Source organism: Streptomyces sp. NPDC046335, assembly GCF_055587985.1.
On record NZ_JBVJFF010000011.1, the window covers coordinates 88204 to 107276 of the forward strand.

The 19073-nt window shown below is 71.3% G+C and carries 13 protein-coding genes and 1 pseudogene; 7 read left to right on the plus strand and 7 right to left on the minus strand.

Going from position 1 to position 19073, the window contains the following annotated elements:
• Positions 1 to 57 precede the first annotated feature (57 nt).
• Entirely contained in the window at positions 58 to 1362 is a 1305-nt protein-coding gene (locus ACZ6JY_RS26450) for a serine hydrolase domain-containing protein (protein ID WP_469199557.1), read from the plus strand.
• Here the strand turns inward: ACZ6JY_RS26450 and ACZ6JY_RS26455 are convergent.
• The 3 genes from ACZ6JY_RS26455 to ACZ6JY_RS26465 all read right to left on the minus strand — a co-directional run bounded on the left by ACZ6JY_RS26455 (position 1304) and on the right by ACZ6JY_RS26465 (position 6829).
• Positions 1304 to 2494: a polyamine ABC transporter substrate-binding protein gene (locus tag ACZ6JY_RS26455; RefSeq protein ID WP_469199559.1), complete on the minus strand. Its 1191-nt coding sequence runs from the start codon at positions 2492 to 2494 to the stop codon at positions 1304 to 1306. The genes ACZ6JY_RS26450 and ACZ6JY_RS26455 overlap by 59 nt on opposite strands.
• A 102-nt stretch (positions 2495 to 2596) precedes the next feature.
• A complete protein-coding gene (locus tag ACZ6JY_RS26460) occupies positions 2597 to 5188 on the minus strand; it encodes an MXAN_6230/SCO0854 family RING domain-containing protein (protein ID WP_469199561.1) in 2592 nt (863 codons plus the stop codon).
• A 201-nt stretch (positions 5189 to 5389) separates the two neighbouring features.
• Positions 5390 to 6829 (minus strand): gamma-aminobutyraldehyde dehydrogenase, encoded by a 1440-nt coding sequence (locus ACZ6JY_RS26465; protein WP_469199563.1) that lies wholly within the window; start codon positions 6827 to 6829, stop codon positions 5390 to 5392.
• 163 nt (positions 6830 to 6992) lie between these two features.
• Here ACZ6JY_RS26465 and ACZ6JY_RS26470 point away from each other — a divergent pair, with 163 nt between their 5' ends.
• The 6 genes and pseudogenes from ACZ6JY_RS26470 (at position 6993) to ACZ6JY_RS26495 (ending at position 14254) form a co-directional block, all read left to right on the plus strand.
• Positions 6993 to 7538, plus strand: coding sequence for an Lrp/AsnC family transcriptional regulator (locus tag ACZ6JY_RS26470; RefSeq protein ID WP_469199565.1), 546 nt, complete (start codon positions 6993 to 6995; stop codon positions 7536 to 7538).
• A complete protein-coding gene (locus tag ACZ6JY_RS26475; RefSeq protein WP_469199568.1) occupies positions 7523 to 8902 on the plus strand; it encodes an aspartate aminotransferase family protein in 1380 nt (459 codons plus the stop codon). Before ACZ6JY_RS26470 ends, ACZ6JY_RS26475 begins: the two co-directional genes overlap by 16 nt.
• A 292-nt stretch (positions 8903 to 9194) precedes the next feature.
• Positions 9195 to 9899, plus strand: a pseudogene (locus ACZ6JY_RS26480) (ABC transporter ATP-binding protein); the annotation flags it as partial.
• 1415 nt (positions 9900 to 11314) lie between these two features.
• Positions 11315 to 12487: a hypothetical protein gene (locus ACZ6JY_RS26485; protein WP_469199570.1), complete on the plus strand. Its 1173-nt coding sequence runs from the start codon at positions 11315 to 11317 to the stop codon at positions 12485 to 12487.
• Between the two features lie 114 nt (positions 12488 to 12601).
• Positions 12602 to 13006, plus strand: coding sequence for a VOC family protein (locus tag ACZ6JY_RS26490; protein WP_469199572.1), 405 nt, complete (start codon positions 12602 to 12604; stop codon positions 13004 to 13006).
• Positions 13007 to 13060: 54 nt separating this feature from the next.
• Positions 13061 to 14254, plus strand: coding sequence for an LOG family protein (locus ACZ6JY_RS26495; RefSeq protein WP_469199574.1), 1194 nt, complete (start codon positions 13061 to 13063; stop codon positions 14252 to 14254).
• Here the strand turns inward: ACZ6JY_RS26495 and ACZ6JY_RS26500 are convergent.
• From ACZ6JY_RS26500 to ACZ6JY_RS26515, 4 genes are all read right to left on the minus strand, one after another.
• On the minus strand, positions 14199 to 15002 hold the full coding sequence (locus tag ACZ6JY_RS26500) for a maleylpyruvate isomerase family mycothiol-dependent enzyme (protein ID WP_469199576.1): 804 nt from the start codon (positions 15000 to 15002) through the stop codon (positions 14199 to 14201). The genes ACZ6JY_RS26495 and ACZ6JY_RS26500 overlap by 56 nt on opposite strands.
• Before the next feature lie 108 nt (positions 15003 to 15110).
• Positions 15111 to 16139, minus strand: a complete 1029-nt coding sequence (locus tag ACZ6JY_RS26505) for an ABC transporter ATP-binding protein (protein WP_469199578.1) — start codon at positions 16137 to 16139, stop codon at positions 15111 to 15113.
• A complete protein-coding gene (locus tag ACZ6JY_RS26510; protein WP_469199580.1) occupies positions 16139 to 17827 on the minus strand; it encodes an ABC transporter permease in 1689 nt (562 codons plus the stop codon). The genes ACZ6JY_RS26505 and ACZ6JY_RS26510 overlap by 1 nt, the downstream gene beginning before the upstream one ends.
• Positions 17803 to 18885, minus strand: a complete 1083-nt coding sequence (locus ACZ6JY_RS26515) for a thiamine ABC transporter substrate-binding protein (protein ID WP_469199582.1) — start codon at positions 18883 to 18885, stop codon at positions 17803 to 17805. Before ACZ6JY_RS26515 ends, ACZ6JY_RS26510 begins: the two co-directional genes overlap by 25 nt.
• Positions 18886 to 19073: the final 188 nt, after the last annotated feature.

Consider the following 19073-nt stretch of genomic DNA (forward strand, 5'->3'; position numbering starts at 1 on the left):
CGCTCGCCCGCTCACCAGGATGGGAACAACCGAACACCGGCCGATCCAGGAGTCCCCGTGCAGTTGCCCACCCGTGCCGCCATCGCCGCCGCCCTCGCGCTCGGCCTCACCGCGGCCGTGGCCGCCCCCGCGCTCGCGCAGGCTCCGAGCGTGCCCGTCGCGGCGGCGGTGTCCCACCCGGCGCGCCTCGCACAGGCCGACGCGAACGCCCTCGACCGCAAGGCGCTGCGCCGTGCGATCGAGGGGCTCCCAAACCCCGACGCGACCGCCGCGCTCGTGCGGGTCGGCGGCGGACACGGAACCTGGCGCGGCAGTTCCGGCGTGCACGACCTGGTCACGCACCGCAAGGCCGACCCGCACGGCCGGTTCCGCGCCGGTTCCACGACCAAGATCGTGACGGCGGCCGTGACGCTGCAACTGGCCGCCGAGGGCAGCCTCGATCTCGACGCCCCGCTCCAGCGGTACATGCCGGACCTGTTCAAGGACACGAAGGACGGCAGCAAGGACGATAGCCAGGACGGGGGCAAGGACGGCAGCAAGGACGGGAGCGGCAAGGACTTCCCCCCCATCCCCATCCGCACCCTGCTCAACTACACCAGCGGCCTCAGGTCGGGCGACGGCTTCGACGACGAGTTCGCGCACCGCTACGACACGCTGGACCCGCGGACCGTCGTCGCCTCCGCCATCGCCAAGGGCCCCGAGCACGGCCCGGGCGACGAGCAGCACTACCGCAACATCGGCTACACCGTCCTAGGCCTGCTGATCGAACGGATCACCGGCGACTCGTACGCCCATCAGGCGGCCCAGCGGATCTTCAGGCCCCTGCACATGCGCGACACGTACTTTCCCGGCACCGACCCCCGTATCCGCGGCCCGCACAACCGCGGCTACCAGACGATGGAGCGGGCGGACGGCACCACGCGCCTCGTCGACGTCACGGAGTGGAACCAGTTCGACCGCTTCGCGGCGGGCGACATGATCTCCTCCACGGCGGACCTGGAGGCCTTCACCCAGGCGCTGTTCGCCGGCGAGGTGGTGCCGCGGCCGCAGCTCAAGGAGATGTTCACACTGCCCCGCCTCGCACCCGGCGCTCCCGAGCCCGTCTTCGGCGCGGGGCTCCAGTACATGAAGATCGACGGCCGCAACGTCTGGCTGAAGACCGGCTCGCGCTACGGCTACACGAACATGATCGCCGCCACCGAGGACGGCTCCCGCACCTTGGTCTACTCGGTCAACGCGACCGACGCCAAGGGCGAGGGCATGAACCCGATCGCCCAACACATCGCGATGGCGGCACTCAGCCCTACAACCCCGCCAGCGCGTTCCACCGCCTCGCGAGTTCCGGGCGTTCCTTCGATGTGATGTCTCGGGCTATGACGAGGCGTTCGCGCATGGTGTCGTCCGGGAAGATCAGGGGGTCTTCCGCCAGGGCCGCCAGTTCCTTGTCCTTGGAGGAGGCGAGGACGTCGCGGGCGGCCGGGACGGGGCAGACGTAGTTGACCCAGGCGGCCAGTTCCGCGGCGACCTCGGGGTCGTAGTAGTGGTCGATGAGCTGCTCGGCGTTGCGCTTGTGGCGGGCCAGGTTGGGGACCATCAGGGACTCGGCCCAGAGCTCGGCGCCCTCCTCGGGGACGACGAACTCGATGTCCGGGTCGTCCGCCTGGAGCTGGATGACGTCACCGCTGTACGCCTGGCAGGCCAGGACGTCACCACTGGAGAGGTCCTTGATGTAGTCGTTGCCGGTGAAGCGGCGGATGTGGTGGCTGTCCACCATCTTCTCGACCTTGTCGCACATCCGGTGGAAGTCGTCCGCCGTCCAGGCGCGGATGTCGACGCCGTCGCCCTGAAGGAGCAGCGCGAACGCCTCGTCGAGGCCGGAGAGGAGTGTCACCCGGCCCTTCAGGTCGTCGGCCCACAGGTCGGAGACCTGCTTGATCTCCCGGCCGACCTTACGTCTGTTGTACGCGATACCGGTGATGCCCGACTGCCAGGGAACGGTGTACTTCCGTCCCGGGTCGAAGCGCGGGGAACGCAGGAGCGGGTCCAGGTACTTCGTGACGTTGGGCTGGCGCGCGCGGTCCATTTCCTGGACCCAGCCCAGGCGTACGAAGCGCGCGCACATCCAGTCGCTGATGACGATGAGGTCGCGGCCGGTGTCCTGGTGGTTCATCAGGGACGGGCTGATCTTGCCGAAGAACTCGTCGTTGTCGTTGATCTCCTCCGTGTAGCGGACGTCGATCCCGGTCCGCTTCTCGAAGGCCTCCAGCGAGGGGCGCTCGGAGGTGTTCTCGTCGTCGGTGTCTATGTACAGCGGCCAGTTCGCGAACGTCAGCTTCTTGTCGCGGGCCGAGCGGTCGGCCGCCGACCGCTCGTCCGGTGCGATGTACGCGGCGGGCACGCCGCATCCCGCGAGCGTGCCGGCGGCCGCGCCACCGCCCAGGGCTCGCAGCAGGGACCGGCGGGAGACGGAGGAGGCTCTGGGGTTCGCTGGCACCCCGGCAGCATGCGCCCCCGCTCCCCCGCCGGACAATGGACGCTGCGTCGAGCCCGGCGTGCCTGAGCCGACACCCTGTCGATCAGCGCGCTGCCGTACGGCTCACTCCGCGGGTTCCAGCCACGCCGCCAGGTCCCCCGCCGTGACCCGCTCCAGCGGCCCGGCGTCGACCGGCCCCGGGTAGAGGCGGTACAGCGTGCCGGACGTGGCCGTCTCCGCTTCGGCCAACTCGCCGTGCAGCAGGGCGAGAAGGGCCCGGCGGCCCGTCAGCTCCGGCTCGGCGCGGAGCGCGTCGGGCTCCCAGCCGTCGCGGACACGCAGGGCGAAGTCGGCGCGGGGCTCGTCGTGGGCGCGGCGGTAGCCCCGCAGGACGTGACCGCGTCCGCGGACGTACACATCCCCGTCGGTGCGGGCCGCCGCCGTCCAGCAGGCCAGGTCCCACAGGGTGGCCCGGCCGCCCGGCAGGAAGACGTCGAGGAGGTCGTGGCCGAGGCGCCCGAGCTGCTTGCGGTAGCGCCACACGTCGTGACCGGCGCCGGCCGTGGCGAGGGTGACGTCCGCCCACCACGCGCGGCGCGCCCGCAGGTCGACGACCATCGGCACGGCCAGCTTCGCGTCACCCGCGAGGTCGAAGCGCTGGCGGACGGTCCGCGGGTCGTACTTCGCGCGCGTCTTGCCCTCCACCGCCATGAACCCCGCGAAGGCGTCCGGCAGTTCGTCGAAGGGCACGTCGTTGTACGAGATGACGGCCGGCACGACGAACCGCACCCCGGCGGCCGCGAGCCGCGGCAGGTCGAGGTCCAGGTACTCGGTGGCGCCGTGCGGGGCGGGCGCCGAGGTCAGGTCGCCGGAGTGCCGGGCGGCGCCGCCCCCGTACTCCAGGTGCGTGTAGTCGCACAGGCCGACGAACCGCCACAGGTCGTCGTAGAGCGCGACGGACAGGTCGAGGTCGACGCGCGTGCCCTTGGGCTGGAGCCAGTGCAGGAAGAGCCGCACGGTCTCGCTGTCCGCGGGCATGGGCAGCGAGCTGCCGCGCGGCACCGCGATCAGCGAGGCCGCGGAGGCACGCTCGGCGAACGGCACGGGCAGGTCGGCGAGCGAGGCGTCCAGTACGGCCACGTCGTACCGCTCGCCCTCCCGCTCCGCGAGGCGCCGCACGGCCTCCGCCTCGATCAGCTCACGGGCGCGGCCCGCGGCGCGGGCAGGCAGCGGCGGCCGGTGGTCCTCGACCGCGTACGCCTTGGTCACCCGGCCGCGCGGGAAGAAGACGCGGCGGTGCCCCGGCACCGTACGGATCTTGAGCTGTCCGTACGCGCCGAGCAGTGGCCCGGGAGCGGTGCGCGGCAGGGCATGCGCGAGCGCCTCGCCGACCGGCTCCGGCAGGGTCGCGGAGCCGGAGCGGGCAAGGAGCAGGTCGAGGCGGCGCAGGAGTTCACCGGGGCGCCCGCGGAGCAGCCCGGCGGCGGCCGCGGTGTCCCAGCGGCCGAGGGCGTCCTCGACGCGGCTCTGCCAGGTGACGACGCGCAGCCGGTCGCCCACGAGCCGGACGCACTCGTACCGCGCGGCTTCGGCGAGCAGCGTGCCGCCGAGGCGGGAGTCGTCGAGCCGTGTCCCCCGCAGCACGGCGAAGGCGAGCGCCACGCGCGCGTGGCGGTGCGCGCCCTCGAAGGGGTGCAGGATCTCGCCGGCCCGCTTCCACACCCGCGGATGCCGGGCCATGTCCTCGGCGAGACGGGCGAAGTCGAGCCGGTCGAGCAGGGCGAGGAGTGCGCGCCGCACGGGTCGCGGCAGCCCCCGCAGCCGGGGCGGTTCGAGGAGGTCGGGGTCGCCCCCGGACCGTACGACGAGCAGGCGCAGCACATCCGTGGCGGTGTCCGCGTGCCGCGCCACCAGCGGCCGGGTCCCGGCGTGGTCGAGCAGCGGGGCGAGGGCGAGCGCCTTGCTCTCGCGCAGCGGGACGCTCGCGGGCAGCCACGCGGCGGCGTCGGCGGGGGCCGCGTGGCCGAGGAGCAGCACGAGGTCGTCGTGGTCCTGCGCGGACAGGGGCGTACGGCGGGCAAGGAGCGCGGCGAGCTCGGCCGCCGCGTCGTCCGGCCCGGCGAGGCGCAGGGCGCGCAGGACGGGGCCGCCGTCGCCGTCGTGGACGGGCTCGATCCAGGGGTCGGTCGGTCCGGTGGTCTCGTGGCGGCTCTCGCAGACGGGGCAGGAGTACCAGACGCAGCAGGCGTCGCAGCAGCCGTCGAGTTCGGTGACGCAGCCGTCGCAGAGCAGATGGGCGCAGGGCGCGAGCGCGCGGACCCGGCGCGCCGACTCGCCGCAGGCCATGCAGGGCTGGTGGGGCTGGGCGGCGAGATGGGCGACCACCGCGGAGGTGTAGCGGTCGTAGGCCCGCTGGTACACCGATTCCTGCGGGAAGTTCCTGAAGAGCGGGGCGTGATGGCGGTCGGCGCCGAGGTGCGCGTCGGCGTCGGAGAGCAGCCCCAGTCCGGCCTCGCGCAGCCGCCGGACGGGGAGCGCGGTCAGGGCGCGGCGCAGCGGGGCGGTCAACACATACCCGCGGTCGGCGAGTTCGGCCTCCAGGACGACCACGGCCGCGTCGGTCTCGGCGGACCGTCCGGCGCCCCCGGAGACGTACACGCTCTGCCGCCGGCGCAGCAGCAGCCCGGCGAGGTCGCCGGTCGTCGGCGTCAGCATCTGGTCCCACCCCGTAGCGCAGACGAAAGCGGGGGCGGGAAGTGGGTGCGCTACGGATCTTTTGACATAAGAAGAAAGAAGGAAGCACACCACGGAGCCGCCCCCGCGTACGCAACGGTACGCGGGGGCGGGAGGCGCGGGCACCCGGATTTCGGTGCCGCCGGTCCGGTGGACCTTTCCGGTGCCACCGGTCCGGTGGGCTCAGCCCTCGATCGACGTCATGACGTGCTTGATGCGCGTGTAGTCGTCGAAGCCGTAGCCCGAGAGGTCCTTGCCGTATCCGGACTTCTTGAAGCCGCCGTGCGGCATCTCGGCGACGAGGGGGATGTGCGTGTTGATCCAGACGCAGCCGAAGTCGAGGACCTTGGACATGCGCATCGCGCGCGCATGGTCCTTCGTCCAGACGGAGGAGGCGAGCGCGTACTCGACGCCGTTCGCGTGCTCGACGGCCTGTGCCTCGTCCGTGAAGGACTGCACCGTGATGACGGGACCGAAGACCTCGTTCTGGATGATCTCGTCGTCCTGCTTCAGGCCCGAGACGACGGTGGGCGCGTAGAAGTAGCCCTTCTCACCGACCCGCTGGCCGCCCGCCTCGACCTTGGCGTGCGCCGGAAGGCGCTCGATGAAGCCGGAGACCTGCTTGAGCTGGTTGGCGTTGTTCAGCGGGCCGTAGAGCACGTCCTCGTCGTCCGGCATGCCGGTCTTCGTGTCGGCGGCGGCCTTGGCGAGCGCCGTCACGAACTCGTCGTGGATGGACTCCTGGACGAGCACGCGCGTGGCGGCCGTGCAGTCCTGCCCGGCGTTGAAGAAGCCCGCCATCGAGATGTCCTCGACGGCCTTGGCGATGTCGGTGTCCTCGAAGACGACGACGGGAGCCTTGCCGCCGAGCTCCAGGTGGACCCGCTTGAGGTCCTTGGCGGCGGACTCGGCGACCTGCATGCCGGCGCGCACGGAGCCGGTGATGGAGGCCATGGCCGGGGTCTTGTGCTCGACCATCAGGCGGCCGGTGTCGCGGTCGCCCGTGACGACGTTGAAGACGCCGGTCGGCACGATGGAGCCGATGATCTCGGCCATCAGGACGGTCGACGCGGGCGTCGTGTCCGAGGGCTTGAGGACGACGGTGTTGCCCGCGGCGAGCGCCGGGGCGAACTTCCATACGCCCATCATCATCGGGTAGTTCCAGGGCGCGACCTGCGCGCAGACGCCGATCGGCTCGCGGCGGATGATGGAGGTCAGACCCTCCATGTACTCGCCGGCCGCGCGGCCCTCCAGCATCCGGGCCGCGCCCGCGAAGAAGCGGATCTGGTCGACCATGGGCGGGATCTCCTCGGACCGCGTGAGTCCGGTCGGCTTGCCCGTGTTCTCGACCTCGGCCGCGATGAGCTCCTCGGCCCGCTCCTCGAACGCGTCGGCGATCTTCAGCAGGGCCTTCTGCCGCTCGGCGGGCGTCAGGTCGCGCCAGGCGGGGAACGCGTCGGCCGCGGCCTTCATGGCGGCGTCCACGTCGGCCTGACCCGACAGCGGCGCGGTCGCGTACGCCTCGCCGGTCGCCGGATTGATGACCTCGGTGGTCCGTCCGTCGGCCGCGTCCCGGAATTCTCCGTTGATGTAGTTGCGCAGACGGCGCAGCTCGTTGGTCACTTCCGGCCCTCCAAGTCAGATGTCCAGTGGTTGAGACACCCACACTAGTCGCTGTACCGACGCTTTCAACATACCCAGCGGCCCAGAACTGCGGAATCCGTGACGTGTGAAGTCGTAGACAACGAATTTCATCGGTTCGACCTTGCGGAAGTGACGAGACGTCGTGCAGAGTGAGGGCGTGGCCAGTCGCAGCGCAGACCCCAGCAGCCTTCGCGGCTCCCGCTCCGGAAACCCGGGCGGCAGCGGCAATGGGAACGGCACCCCGTCCGTGGACGCCGTATCCCTGGCGATCATCGAGCAGCTCCAGGAGGACGGACGCCGTCCGTACGCCGCCATCGGCAAGGCCGTGGGCCTCTCCGAGGCGGCCGTGCGCCAGCGCGTCCAGAAGCTGCTCGACCAGGGCGTGATGCAGATCGTCGCCGTCACGGACCCGCTCACCGTGGGTTTCCGCAGGCAGGCGATGGTCGGCATCACGGTCGAGGGCGACCTCGACCCCGTCGCGGACGCGCTGACCGCCATGCCGGAAGCCGAGTACGTGGTGATGACCGCGGGGTCGTACGACCTCCTGGTGGAAATCGTCTGCGAGGACGACGACCACCTCCTGGAGGTCATCAACAAGCGCATCCGCGCCCTCCCCGGCGTGCGCTCCACCGAGAGCTTCGTCTACCTCAAGCTCAAGAAGCAGACCTATATGTGGGGAACCCGATAGCCGTGAGCAAGGACCTCAGCCAGACCGCGTACGACCACCTGTGGATGCACTTCACCCGCATGTCGGACTACGAGAACGCACCCGTGCCCACCATCGTGCGTGGCGAGGGCACCTACATCTACGACGACAAGGGCAAGAAGTACCTGGACGGTCTGTCCGGACTCTTCGTCGTCAACGCGGGCCACGGCCGTCACGAGCTCGCCGAGACCGCCTATAAGCAGGCGCAGGAGCTGGCCTTCTTCCCGGTGTGGAGCTATGCCCACCCCAAGGCCGTCGAGCTCGCCGAGCGCCTCGCCGACTACGCGCCGGGCGACCTCAACAAGGTCTTCTTCACCACCGGTGGCGGCGAGGCCGTCGAGACCGCGTGGAAGCTGGCGAAGCAGTACCACAAGCTCACCGGCAACCACACGAAGTACAAGGTCATATCCCGCGCGGTGGCCTACCACGGCACCCCGCAGGGCGCCCTGTCCATCACCGGCCTGCCGGCCCTCAAGGCCCCCTTCGAGCCGCTGGTCCCCGGCGCGCACAAGGTGCCGAACACCAACATCTACCGCGCCCCGATCCACGGCGATGACCCCGAGGCCTTCGGCCGCTGGGCCGCCGACCAGATCGAGCAGGAGATCCTCTTCGAGGGCCCGGAGACCGTCGCGGCCGTCTTCCTGGAGCCGGTGCAGAACGCGGGCGGCTGCTTCCCGCCCCCGCCCGGCTACTTCCAGCGCGTACGCGAGATCTGCGACAAGTACGACGTGCTGCTCGTCTCCGACGAGGTCATCTGCGCCTTCGGCCGCCTCGGCACGATGTTCGCGTGCGACAAGTTCGGCTACGTCCCGGACATGATCACCTGCGCCAAGGGCATGACCTCGGGCTACTCCCCGATCGGCGCCTGCATCATCTCGGACAAGCTCGCCGAGCCGTTCTACAAGGGTGGCAACACCTTCCTGCACGGCTACACCTTCGGCGGCCACCCGGTCTCGGCCGCGGTCGGCATCGCCAACCTCGACATCTTCGAGAAGGAGGGTCTCAACCAGCACGTCCTCGACAACGAGGACGCGTTCTACCAGACCCTGCGCAAGCTGCACGACCTGCCGATCGTCGGCGACGTCCGCGGCAACGGCTTCTTCTACGGCATCGAGCTCGTGAAGGACAAGGCCACCAAGGAGACCTTCAACGACGAGGAGACCGAGCGCGTCCTGTACGGGTTCCTCTCCAAGGCGCTGTACGAGAACGGTCTGTACTGCCGTGCCGACGACCGCGGCGACCCGGTCGTCCAGCTCGCGCCGCCGCTGATCTCGAACCAGGACACGTTCGACGAGATCGAGGGCATCCTGCGGCAGGTCCTCACGGAGGCCTGGACCAAGCTCTGAGCCGCGTGTGATCGCGCGTGTGCTGAGCCGCGTGTGATCCGCGCGTGTACTCAGCCTCGTGTGATCCGCGCGTGTACTCACCCTTCGCGTGATGGCGCAGGTGCTGAGTTCGTGTGATCGAGTGATCTACAACGTCCCCGGGGGGCGCCCGTTCGAGTGAGAACGGGCGTCCCCGGGCCACGTCTTTTCCGGGCAGGTCCGCCCGGATACCTAGCGTGCCAAGTGACCGATCGGCCCCGCCTTCGTTCCCCCGTGCAGGGGAGTCGAGCTGATCTGAACCGAGGTGTACGCCATGGTTGCCCCACCGGACAACGACGTGCTGTGGGCACGCGAACTGCACGTCACACACAACGGCTCCCCTGCCCTCACCGGCGTTTCGCTCGGTGTCCGCGAGGGCGAGATCCTCGTCGTCAATGGCCCGCGCGGCAGTGGAAAAACGACACTTCTGCACGCCCTCTCGGGCCGGCTGCGGCCCCAGAAGGGCGAGGTCTGGTTCGACGGCAGCCCCATCCACACCTTGCGCTCACACAGACGGAAACGGCTGCGCCGTGAGCGCTTCGGCTGGATCGATCCGGAACCCCATCTCGTTCCCGAGCTCACCGCCTGGGAGAACGTCGCCCTGCCGCTGATGCTGCGCGGCGAGGCGCATCGGGCCGCCAAGGCGGCCGCGCAGGAGTGGCTCGACCGCCTCGACATCGGTGGCTGCGCCCGCAAGCGGCCGCACGCCCTGCGCCATGCGGAGCGCCAGCGCGTCGCCGTCGCCCGGGCGCTGATCACCACGCCGTCCGTGCTCTTCGCCGACGAGCCCACGGCGCCGCTCCACCGCGCCGAAAGCTCCCATGTACTCCGCACCCTGACGACCGCGGCCCGCACACACGGCATCACGGTCATCCTGACCACGCACGACACCGAGGTCCCCATCCTGGCCGACCGAACCATCACGCTGCTGGACGGACGGCGCGTGAGTACGGGGCGGTCACTGGGGGCAGCGGACGCCGCGGTGGCCGCCTATACCGCGGTTCCGGAGGCTCCGGCGGCTCAGGAGCTGGAGGAGGCGTCGGGGGCTGCGGGGAACTCAGAGGCTTCGGAGGCCGCTCAGAGCCTGGGGTCTGCTGCTGTATCGGAGGCGGCCGCGGCCTCGGGGGCTGCGGCGGCTTCGGGGGTGGCGGCGGCTTCGGGGGTGGCGGCGGCTTCGGGGGCTGCCGAGGCTCCGGAGACCGCTGAGTCCCTGGAGGCTGTTGCTGCGGCCTCGGGGGCTGATGCGGTGCCGGAGGCGGCTGAGACCTCGGAAGTCATCGAGGCCCTGAAGACCGCCGAAGCCTCGGGGGTTGGCGAGGTGCCGAAGACGGCTGAGTCCGTGGAGGCTGCTGCTGCGGCGCCGGAGACTTCGGAGTTCGCCGTAGCCTCGGAGGCTACGGCGATGCTGGAGGCTGCTGAGACTTACGGGGCTACTGAGACTCTGGAAGCCCCTGAGGCACTGACGGTCGCTGAGGCCTCGCAGGCTGCCGAGGCTTCGGGGACCGCTGCGGCTGCAAAGACTGTTGCGGCGCTGAAGGCTTCCGAGGATATTGAAGCCTCAGAGGTTAGTGCGCTGCCGGACGCTACTGAGGCTCCCAAGGTCCCTGAAGCCTCAGGCGCTGCTGAGATCCCAGAGACTGCTGAGGCCCTGCTGGTCGCCAAGGCCCCCATGGTTGCTGAGGTCTTTGAGGCGGCTGCGGCGCGGGAGTCCGCTGAGGCTTCAGAGAACGCCCAGACCCTGACGGTCGTCGAGGCCCCCCGGGCTGCCGGGGCCTCCGAGACTGCTACGGCGCCGGAGGCTGCTCAGGCCTCGAAGAACGCCGAGGCTCTGGAGTCCGCCAAGGCCCCGCAGGCGACCGAGGCCTCCGGGACTGCTACGGCGCCGGAGGCTGCTCAGGCCTCGGAGAACGCCGGGGCTCTGGAGTCCGTCGAGGCCCCGCAAGCTGCTGAGGCCTCAGCGGCCACTGCGACGCCAGAGGCGGCAGAGGCCCCGAAGGCCACCGAGCACCCGGGCGCCGCTGAGCCCCCCAAAGCCCCCGGAGCTCCCGGAGCTCCCGTAACCACCAAAACCCCCGGAGCCCCCGCAACCCCCGAACCCTCCAAGGCCCCCCAAGCCCAGCAGGCTCCCCAAGCCCAGAAGGCACCCCAAGCCCCGCAAGCTCCCCAAGCCCCTGAAGCCCCTGAAGCCCCCCAAAGCGTCGACGCCGCAGTCACCGCCAGCGCCGCCGGCCTAGTCGGCCCCACTGGTCCAGCCGACCCAGTCGGCCCCGCCGGCCCCGCCGGTCCCACCGGCACCCCAAGCCGCCCCCCGGCAGCCGAGGCCGCAGCCTCAGGCGGTGGTGACGGGAGTTCCGGGAGTGGGCGTTCCGGATCCGACGTGGAAGGCCGGGCCACGTGCTCGCTCTCCGTCTAGCCCGCGGCGCGCGCCCACTCGTGCAGATGCGGCGGCTCCTGGTGGCCGCCGCGTCCGCCGGTACCGGCTTCCTGCTGCTCTGCACCCTGGCGTACGCGATGGAACACCCGGGCGCCGGCGCCGTGGCACGCCTCGCCTGGTGCGTCGCGCCGATCACGGCCACCGTCTACTTCGCCGTCGCCGTGGCCCGCACCGACCCCGGCACCAAGCCGCCGGCAGGGCTCTCGGGAGTGGGGCTCGGCCCCGCGCGACTGATGGTGTTCGCCGCGATCTCCACGGCCGTGGCCTGCACGCTCGGTTCCATGGTGGCGCTGCTCGTCTTCCTGCACCTGCGCGGCGACCTGTCGGGGCTGCCCTTCGACGGCGCCGCCGCCGGGCTGCTCGCCGCCGAGCTGCCGCTGCCGCTCGGCGCCGTCCTGACCCTGCTCACCGTGGTCCCCTTCGTCGCCTCGACCATGAGCGCCGCCCTACTGCGTCCGCGCCCCGCCAACAAGGACGCCAAGGACGAGAAGGACGCCGGGGCCGCCGAGCCGCCGGACGCCCCCGCCTCCCCGCCCGGCGGTCTGCCGTGGGGCATCGCCCTGCTGGCCGCGGGCCTCGCCATGGAGACGTACGCGGGCCGCTCGCCCGGCGGCTCCGGGTTCCGCATCCCGGGGGGCGCCGCGGGCAACCCGGCGGGCGTCCTCGGCGGCTGGGCGCTGACCGCGCTCGGCCTCGCCCTCGCGGGGCCCGGCCTCACCTACCTCTGCGGCCGGTTGCTCCAGGCCGCTCGGCCCGGTGCGGTGCGGCTGCTCGCGGGGCGCGTCCTCCAGGAGGAGGCACGGCGCATCGGGCGTCCGCTCGGCGTGCTGTGCGCGGTGTGCTCGGGGGCGTACGCCTCGGTAGCCCTGTACGCGGAACCGCGCACCGGCATCGGGCCGCTCACGGCGCTCGGCGCGCTGCTCGTCACGGGCTGCGCCGTGCTGACCCTCGCCACGGCCGCCGTCGAGGCGAGGCAGTCCCGTACGCAGACCACGCGGGCCCTGCTGCGGTTCGGCGCGTCCGCGACGGCGCTGCGCGGCTCCGCGGCGCTCCGCGCGGCTGCGCTCACCGCCCTGTTCGCCCCGTTGACCTGGGTCGTCGCGGAACTGGCCGCGCTGCCGCTGACCCGCTGACCCGCTGACCCGCTGAGAACACGTACGAGAAAACTTCGCGACGGGCGATGAGTTCCGTGTCGAACGGGTGTCTAAGTCTCCGTACAGCACACACACTCACCGGGAGAGACACTCATGTACCAGCAGATGATCTTCGTGAACCTCGCCGTGAACGACGTCGCCGCGACGAAGAAGTTCTTCACCGGTCTCGGCTACGCCATCAACCCGCAGTTCTCCACGGACGACTGCGCGTGCGTCGTCATCAGCGACACCATCATCGCGATGATGATGAGCAAGCAGCGCTACGCGGACTTCACGCACAAGGAGATCGCGGACGCCACGAAGACCAGCGAGACGCTGCTCTGTCTGAGCGCCGAGAGCCGCGAGAAGGTCGACGAGCTCGTCGACAAGGCCATCGCCGCGGGCGGCACGGCGGGCAAGGTCCAGGACTACGGCACGATGTACGGCCGTGCCTATGACGACCTGGACGGCCACACCTGGGAGATCATGTGGATGGACCCCTCCGAGGTACAGGGCTGACGGAGCGCAGGGCTGACAGAGATCGCCCTGAGTGGTGCTGCTTAGCATGGGCGGATGCAGCCGACTTCCGAACACGCATCCGCCTCGCAACAGCCCGGCGACGACCGTGAGATCGAGACCCTCGCCGAGTTCGACGAGGTCTGCGGACGCGGGGCGCTCGCCGGGAGCCGCGTCCAGGCCGTCGACCTGACGGAGCGCACCTCGGCGCTCATCGCCGCGGACGTCACGGGCTCCGTCTTCCTCGGCTGCCCGATGGACGATGAGGCGGCGGCGAAGGTCCGGGCCTCCGGCGCGCTGGTCTTCCCACCGGTCCCCGGACTGCCGTTCAACCCGTACCGGGGCCTGCTCTACTCCCCCGACGACCTGTTCGCGGGCCTGGCCGACGGCGGTTACGAGGTGACCCCGGACGCCCACGCCTACGAGTGGTTCCAGCGCACCAAGGCCGACGGGGACGTCCTGTCGTCGATGCTCCGCGCCATCCACGACGATTCGATCTCCGACGCCCTGGACGAGCTGCTCGCCGGCGCGCGCGTGGTGGGCGTGATGGGCGGCCACGCGATGAAGCGCGGCACGGACGCGTACGCGGGTGCGGCGCGGCTCGGCCGCTCGCTGGCCCGCGCGGGATTCACGGTCGCGACGGGCGGCGGCCCCGGCGCGATGGAGGCGGCGAACCTCGGCGCGTACGCGGCCGTCTTCGACGACGCCATGCTGGACGAGGCGCTCGAACTCCTCGGCGAGACGCCGTCGTTCACGCCGTCGGTGACCGACTGGGCGCGCGCGGCCTTCGCGGTCCGCGAGCGCCGGCCCTCCGGGGGCATGTCGGTCGGCATCCCCACCTGGTTCTACGGCCACGAGCCGCCGAACGCCTTCGCCTCCCACCTGGGCAAGTACTTCGCCAACGCCACCCGTGAGGACGGGCTCCTGGCCCGTTCGAACGCGGGCGTGGTCTTCCTGCCCGGCGCGGCGGGCACGGTCCAGGAGGTCTTCGACACCGCCACCCCGAACTACTACGAGTCGCGCGGCGAGCCCACCCCGATGGTCCTGGTCGACCGGGCGCACTGGACGGACCACCTCCCGGTCTGGCCCCTGCTCCAGTCACTGGCCCGCGGCAGGTCGATGGAGCCGCGGATCGCGCTGGTCGACACGGTGGAGGAGGCGCCGGGCGCCCTCGCCTCACTGCTGAGCCCCGGCCTCAGCCGAACGTCGCGCGCTCCAGCCAGAAGTCGAGCAGCTCACGGTCCCCGATGACCTCGACCTGTCCGCCGTCCACCGGTCGCCGCCGGTAGAAGGCGAGCAGCACCTCGGTGAGCGGTCCGCGGAGCGCGACCGCGGCCTTGGCGTGGCCGCGGCGCCAGGTGAACCCGTCGTCGCCGAACTCGATGAGCCACTCGGCGTCGAGACCCTCGGGGGCGTCGGTCGCGTGCAGATGCACGGAGCCGCGCCCGGCGCCCTTGAGCTCGGCCGCGCTGTCGTCGGGGTCGAAGCGCTGGACGAACCGCACGATGTCCAGCCACTCGTCGATCGCGTCGGCGGCCACGTCCGGCGCCAGCTCGTACGCGACCCCGGCGGCGATCGCGGCGTCCGCGCGGTGGATCGCCAGCTCGTGCGTCATGCGCCGCGCCCAGAACCCGGCGGTGTGGTCGTCGGTCCACGACCACGCGGAGGCGTCGGCGCCCGCGTGGCGGAACGTCTTCTCGCCGAGCGTGGCCGTCTCCGCCAGCCAGGCGTCGAGCGCGGCCGGGTCGTCGCCATCGGGCCCGCCGGCCGCCGGAATGTCCTCGTCCGGGATGTTCCGCTCGGCACGGGTCGCGACCAGCCGCTCGCTCCAGCGCACCGCGCCGCCCATGTGCCGCGCGAGCTGCGCGAGCGTCCAGTCGGGGCAGGTCGGCACCGTGACGGAGAGGTCGGCACCGTTCAGCGTGGCTCTCAACAGGTCGATCTGGCGGGCTACTTCGTCGCAGTAGCGGTCGTGGCCGAGGGCCTTCGTGATCGTCATGGATCGAACTCTAGATCGAACCACGCCCAACGGCACGCACGTTTCCTCCCCATCCCCCCACGCACATCCCTCCCCGCGTCTCACGCCTCCGCCCGGCGGTCCGGACGCTCACCCCAGTACGACGACATCCCCCGCGTCGAACGCGACCTCCACCCGGTCCCCCACCTCGGGCGCCTCGCGCAGCGCGCACGCCGCCTCCAGGCGCGGGCCCTCCTTCGGCTGGAGGTGGACGGCGACATGGGTGCCCCGGAACGTCCGTGCCGTCACCTCGCAGGGCAGCCCCTCCTCGGCGGGCACGAGCCGCACGCCGGCCGGGCGCACCAGGAGGCGGCACCGCCCGGCGGGGGTGCCGACCGGGACGGGAATCCGGCCCCACACCGTCTCGGCGTCCCCGCCGGAGACCGTCACCTCGGTGATGTTGTCGAAGCCGAGGAAGCGCGCCACGAACTCGTCGGCCGGGTGCTGCCACACCTCCAGGGGCGTGCCGGACTGGGCGATCCGTCCGTCCCGCATGACGACCACGCGGTCGGCCAGCGCGAAGGCCTCGCCCTGGTCGTGCGTGACGGCGAGCACCGTCGTGCCCAGCTCGCCGAAGAGTTCCCGCAACTCGACGACCAGGCGCTCCCGCAGCGAGCGGTCGAGCTGGCCGAGCGGCTCGTCGAGCATGAGGAGCCGCGGCCTGGGCGCGAGGGCACGGGCCAGCGCGACCCGCTGCTGTTCGCCGCCGGACAGCGAGGCCACCGCGCGCCGCTGGGCCTTCGGCAGCCCGACCAGCTCAAGGAGTTCGGCGACGCGGTCGGCCTGTTCGCCGCGCGACGCGCCCCGCATGCGCAGCCCGAAGGCCACGTTGCCCGCCACGTCACGCTGCGGGAAGAGCTGGTGGTCCTGGAACATCAGGCCGAGGCCCCGCTTGTGCGCGGGCACCCCGCGCTGGTCACGCCCGTCGAGCTCTATCCGCCCCGCGTCAAGCCCCTGCAACCCGGCCACGGCCCGCAGCAGCGTCGACTTGCCGCTGCCGCTTGGACCGAGTACGCACACGATCTCGTGCTCGGCGACCTCCAGGTCGACGGCGTCGAGCACGGCCCGCGCCCCGAAGCGGACCGTCGCCTCCCGCAGACTCAGCAGGGCGGTCGTCATCAGAACTCTCCCGTGGTGCGGTCGGCCCGAAGGCGTTCGAGAAGCAGCAGGGACACCGCGCACACCACCATGAGGATCGTGGAGAGGGCCATCGCCTGCCCGTAGTTGAGATCACCGGCACGGCCGAGCAGCCGCGCCACGGCGACCGGCAGCGTCGGGTTGTCGGGCCGCGCGATGAACACCGTCGCCCCGAACTCGCCGAGCGACACGGCGAAGGCGAACCCCGCGGCGATCAGCAGCGCCCGCCGCACCATCGGCAGGTCGACCTCCCGCCACGCCCGCAGCGGCGAGGCGCCGAGCACGGCCGCCGCCTCGCGCAGCCGTCCGTCCACCGCGCGCAGGACGGGCAGCATGGTGCGTACGACGAACGGCACGCCCACCAGGGCCTGGGCGAGCGGCACCAGGATCCAGGTGGCCCGCAGGTCGAGCGGCGGCTCGTCGAGCGTGATCAGGAACCCGAAGCCGACGGTCACCGCCGAGACGCCGAGCGGCAGCATGAGCAGCGCGTCGAACCCGCGTACGAGGCGCCCGGCGCGCCGCGTGAGGGCGGCCGCCGCGAGCCCTCCGACGAGGACCGCGATGACCGTGGCCACGAGCGCGTACTGGAGCGAATTCCAGATCGCCTCGATCGGCGGTACGAGGAACACGCCGCCGTCCGCCGAGGTCAGCTCGCGGTAGTAGGCGAGCCCGAAGCCGTCGGGCCCGGCGAACGAGCGCTGGATCAGCACCCCGAGCGGCAGCAGGATCAGCCCGGCGACCGTGGCCATGACCAGGCCGAGCAGCGCCCACTGGCCCGGCCCGCGCGGGCGGCGCGCGACGGTGGAGGCGTCCACGAGCTTCAGCGCGCTCTCGCGCCGCCGCACCGTCCACGCGTGGACCGCCAGGATCAGCCCCACCGCCACGAACTGCACGAGGGTCAGCACGGCGGCCGCCGGAAGATCGAGCAGTTGTGCGGTCTGCCGGTAGATCTCCACTTCGAGCGTCGAGTACGCGGGCCCGCCGAGGATCTGGACGACGCCGAAGGAGGTGAAGGTGAAGAGGAAGACCATCAGCGCCGCCGCCGCGACGGCGGGCCCGAGCGCGGGCAGCGTCACCGTCCGCCAGGCGGTGAAGCGCGAGGCGCCGAGCATCCGCGCGGCCTCCTCCTGCCGCGGGTCGAGCTGTGACCAGAGCCCGCCGACGGTGCGGACGACGACCGCGTAGTTGAAGAAGACGTGCGCCAGGAGGATCGCCCACACGGTGGTGTCCAGGCGCACGCCCCACAGCTCGTCGAAGAGCCCGCCCCGCCCGATCAGCGCGAGGAACGCCGTCCCGACGACGACCGTCGGCAGGACGAACGGCACGGTGACGACGGCCCGCAGCACCTGCTTGCCGGGGAAGTCGAAGCGCGCGAACACATACGCGCCGGGGAGTGCGATCAGCAGCGTGAGCGCGGTCGACGCGAGCGCCTGCCAGGTGGTGAACCACAGCACGTGCCGGATGTCGGACTGCCCGAGCACCTCGGTGATCCGCGCGAACCGCCAGCCGCCGTCGACGTGCAGTCCGCGCGCGACGATCGCCGTGACCGGGTAGGCGAAGAAGACCGCGAAGAACGCGACGGGCAGCGCCATCAGGCCGAGCCGCGCCGCGCTCCCCCGGCCGCGCCCCTCGCGGGGGCGGGACGTCACTTCAGTACGAGCGAGGTCCACGACTTGATCCACGGCTCGCGGTTGTCGGCGATCTTCTGGGGATCCATGGTCTGCGGCTCGTCGACCGTCACGCCGTGCTTCGTGAACAGCTCGGGCAGCTTCGTGCCCTCGCGCACCGGGTTGACGAACATGTTCAGCGGCATGTCCTCCTGGAACTTCTCGCCCACGAGGAAGTCCAGGAGCGCCTTGCCGCCCTTGGTGTTCCCCGCGTTGCTGAGCAGGCCCGCGTACTCGACCTGGCGGAAGCAGGTGCCGGTGGCGACGCCGGTCGGCGCCTCCTTGGGCTGCGGGTCGGCGTAGCGCACCTCGACGGGCGGGGAGGAGGCGTAGGAGACGACGAGCGGCCGGTCGCCCTTGGCCTTCTTGCCGCCGGCGGAACCGGAGAACTCCTCGTTGTAGGCCTGCTCCCAGCCGTCGACGACCTTGACGCCGTTGGCCTTGAGCTTCTTCCAGTAGCCGTCCCAGCCCTTGTCGCCGTACTTCGCGGCGGTGCCGAGCAGGAAGCCGAGGCCGGGCGAGGACGTCGAGGCGTTCTCGGTGACCAGGAGGTCCTTGTAGGCGGGCTTGATCAGATCGTCGAAGGACTTCGGCGGCGCCAGCTTCTTGTCGGCGAAGTACTTCTTGTCGTAGTTGACGCAGATGTCGCCGCTGTCGACGGGCGTCACCCGGTGCTTGTCCCCATCGACCCGGTACCGCGCCTCGATGCCGTCGGCGCCCTTGACCTCGTACGACTGGAAGAGCCCGTTGTCGAGCGCCCGGGACAGCAGGGTGTTGTCGACGCCGAAGAAGACGTCGCCCTGGGGGTTGTCCTTGGAGAGGATCGCCTTGTTCACGGCGGCGCCCGCGTCGCCGTCCTCGAGGACGGTGACCTGATAGCCGGAGCTCTTCTCGAAGTCCTTCAGTACGTCCTTGGAGACGCTGAAGGAGTCGTGCGTGACGAGCGTGACCTTCTTGGAGTCGGCCTTGTCCGAACCGCTTCCGGAGCCGCACGCGGAGAGCGCGACGAGTCCGAGGCCCACCGCGACGGCGGTGACCGTGAGGTTCTTGTTGATGCTCACTGAAAAGTCCTCCTGGGAGACCAGGAAGAGACGCGGCCCTGCCCGCGGGCCGGTGGCACGCGGGCAGGGCGCTACAGCTTGAGTAATGCCCGAACTTCCTACCCAGAATGACCTGGGCGAGGTTCAGAGGGTCTGCGGCCCACCTGTCCAAGGTGCCGCACTCTCAGCGCTGTGGCGCTCCCCTGTCG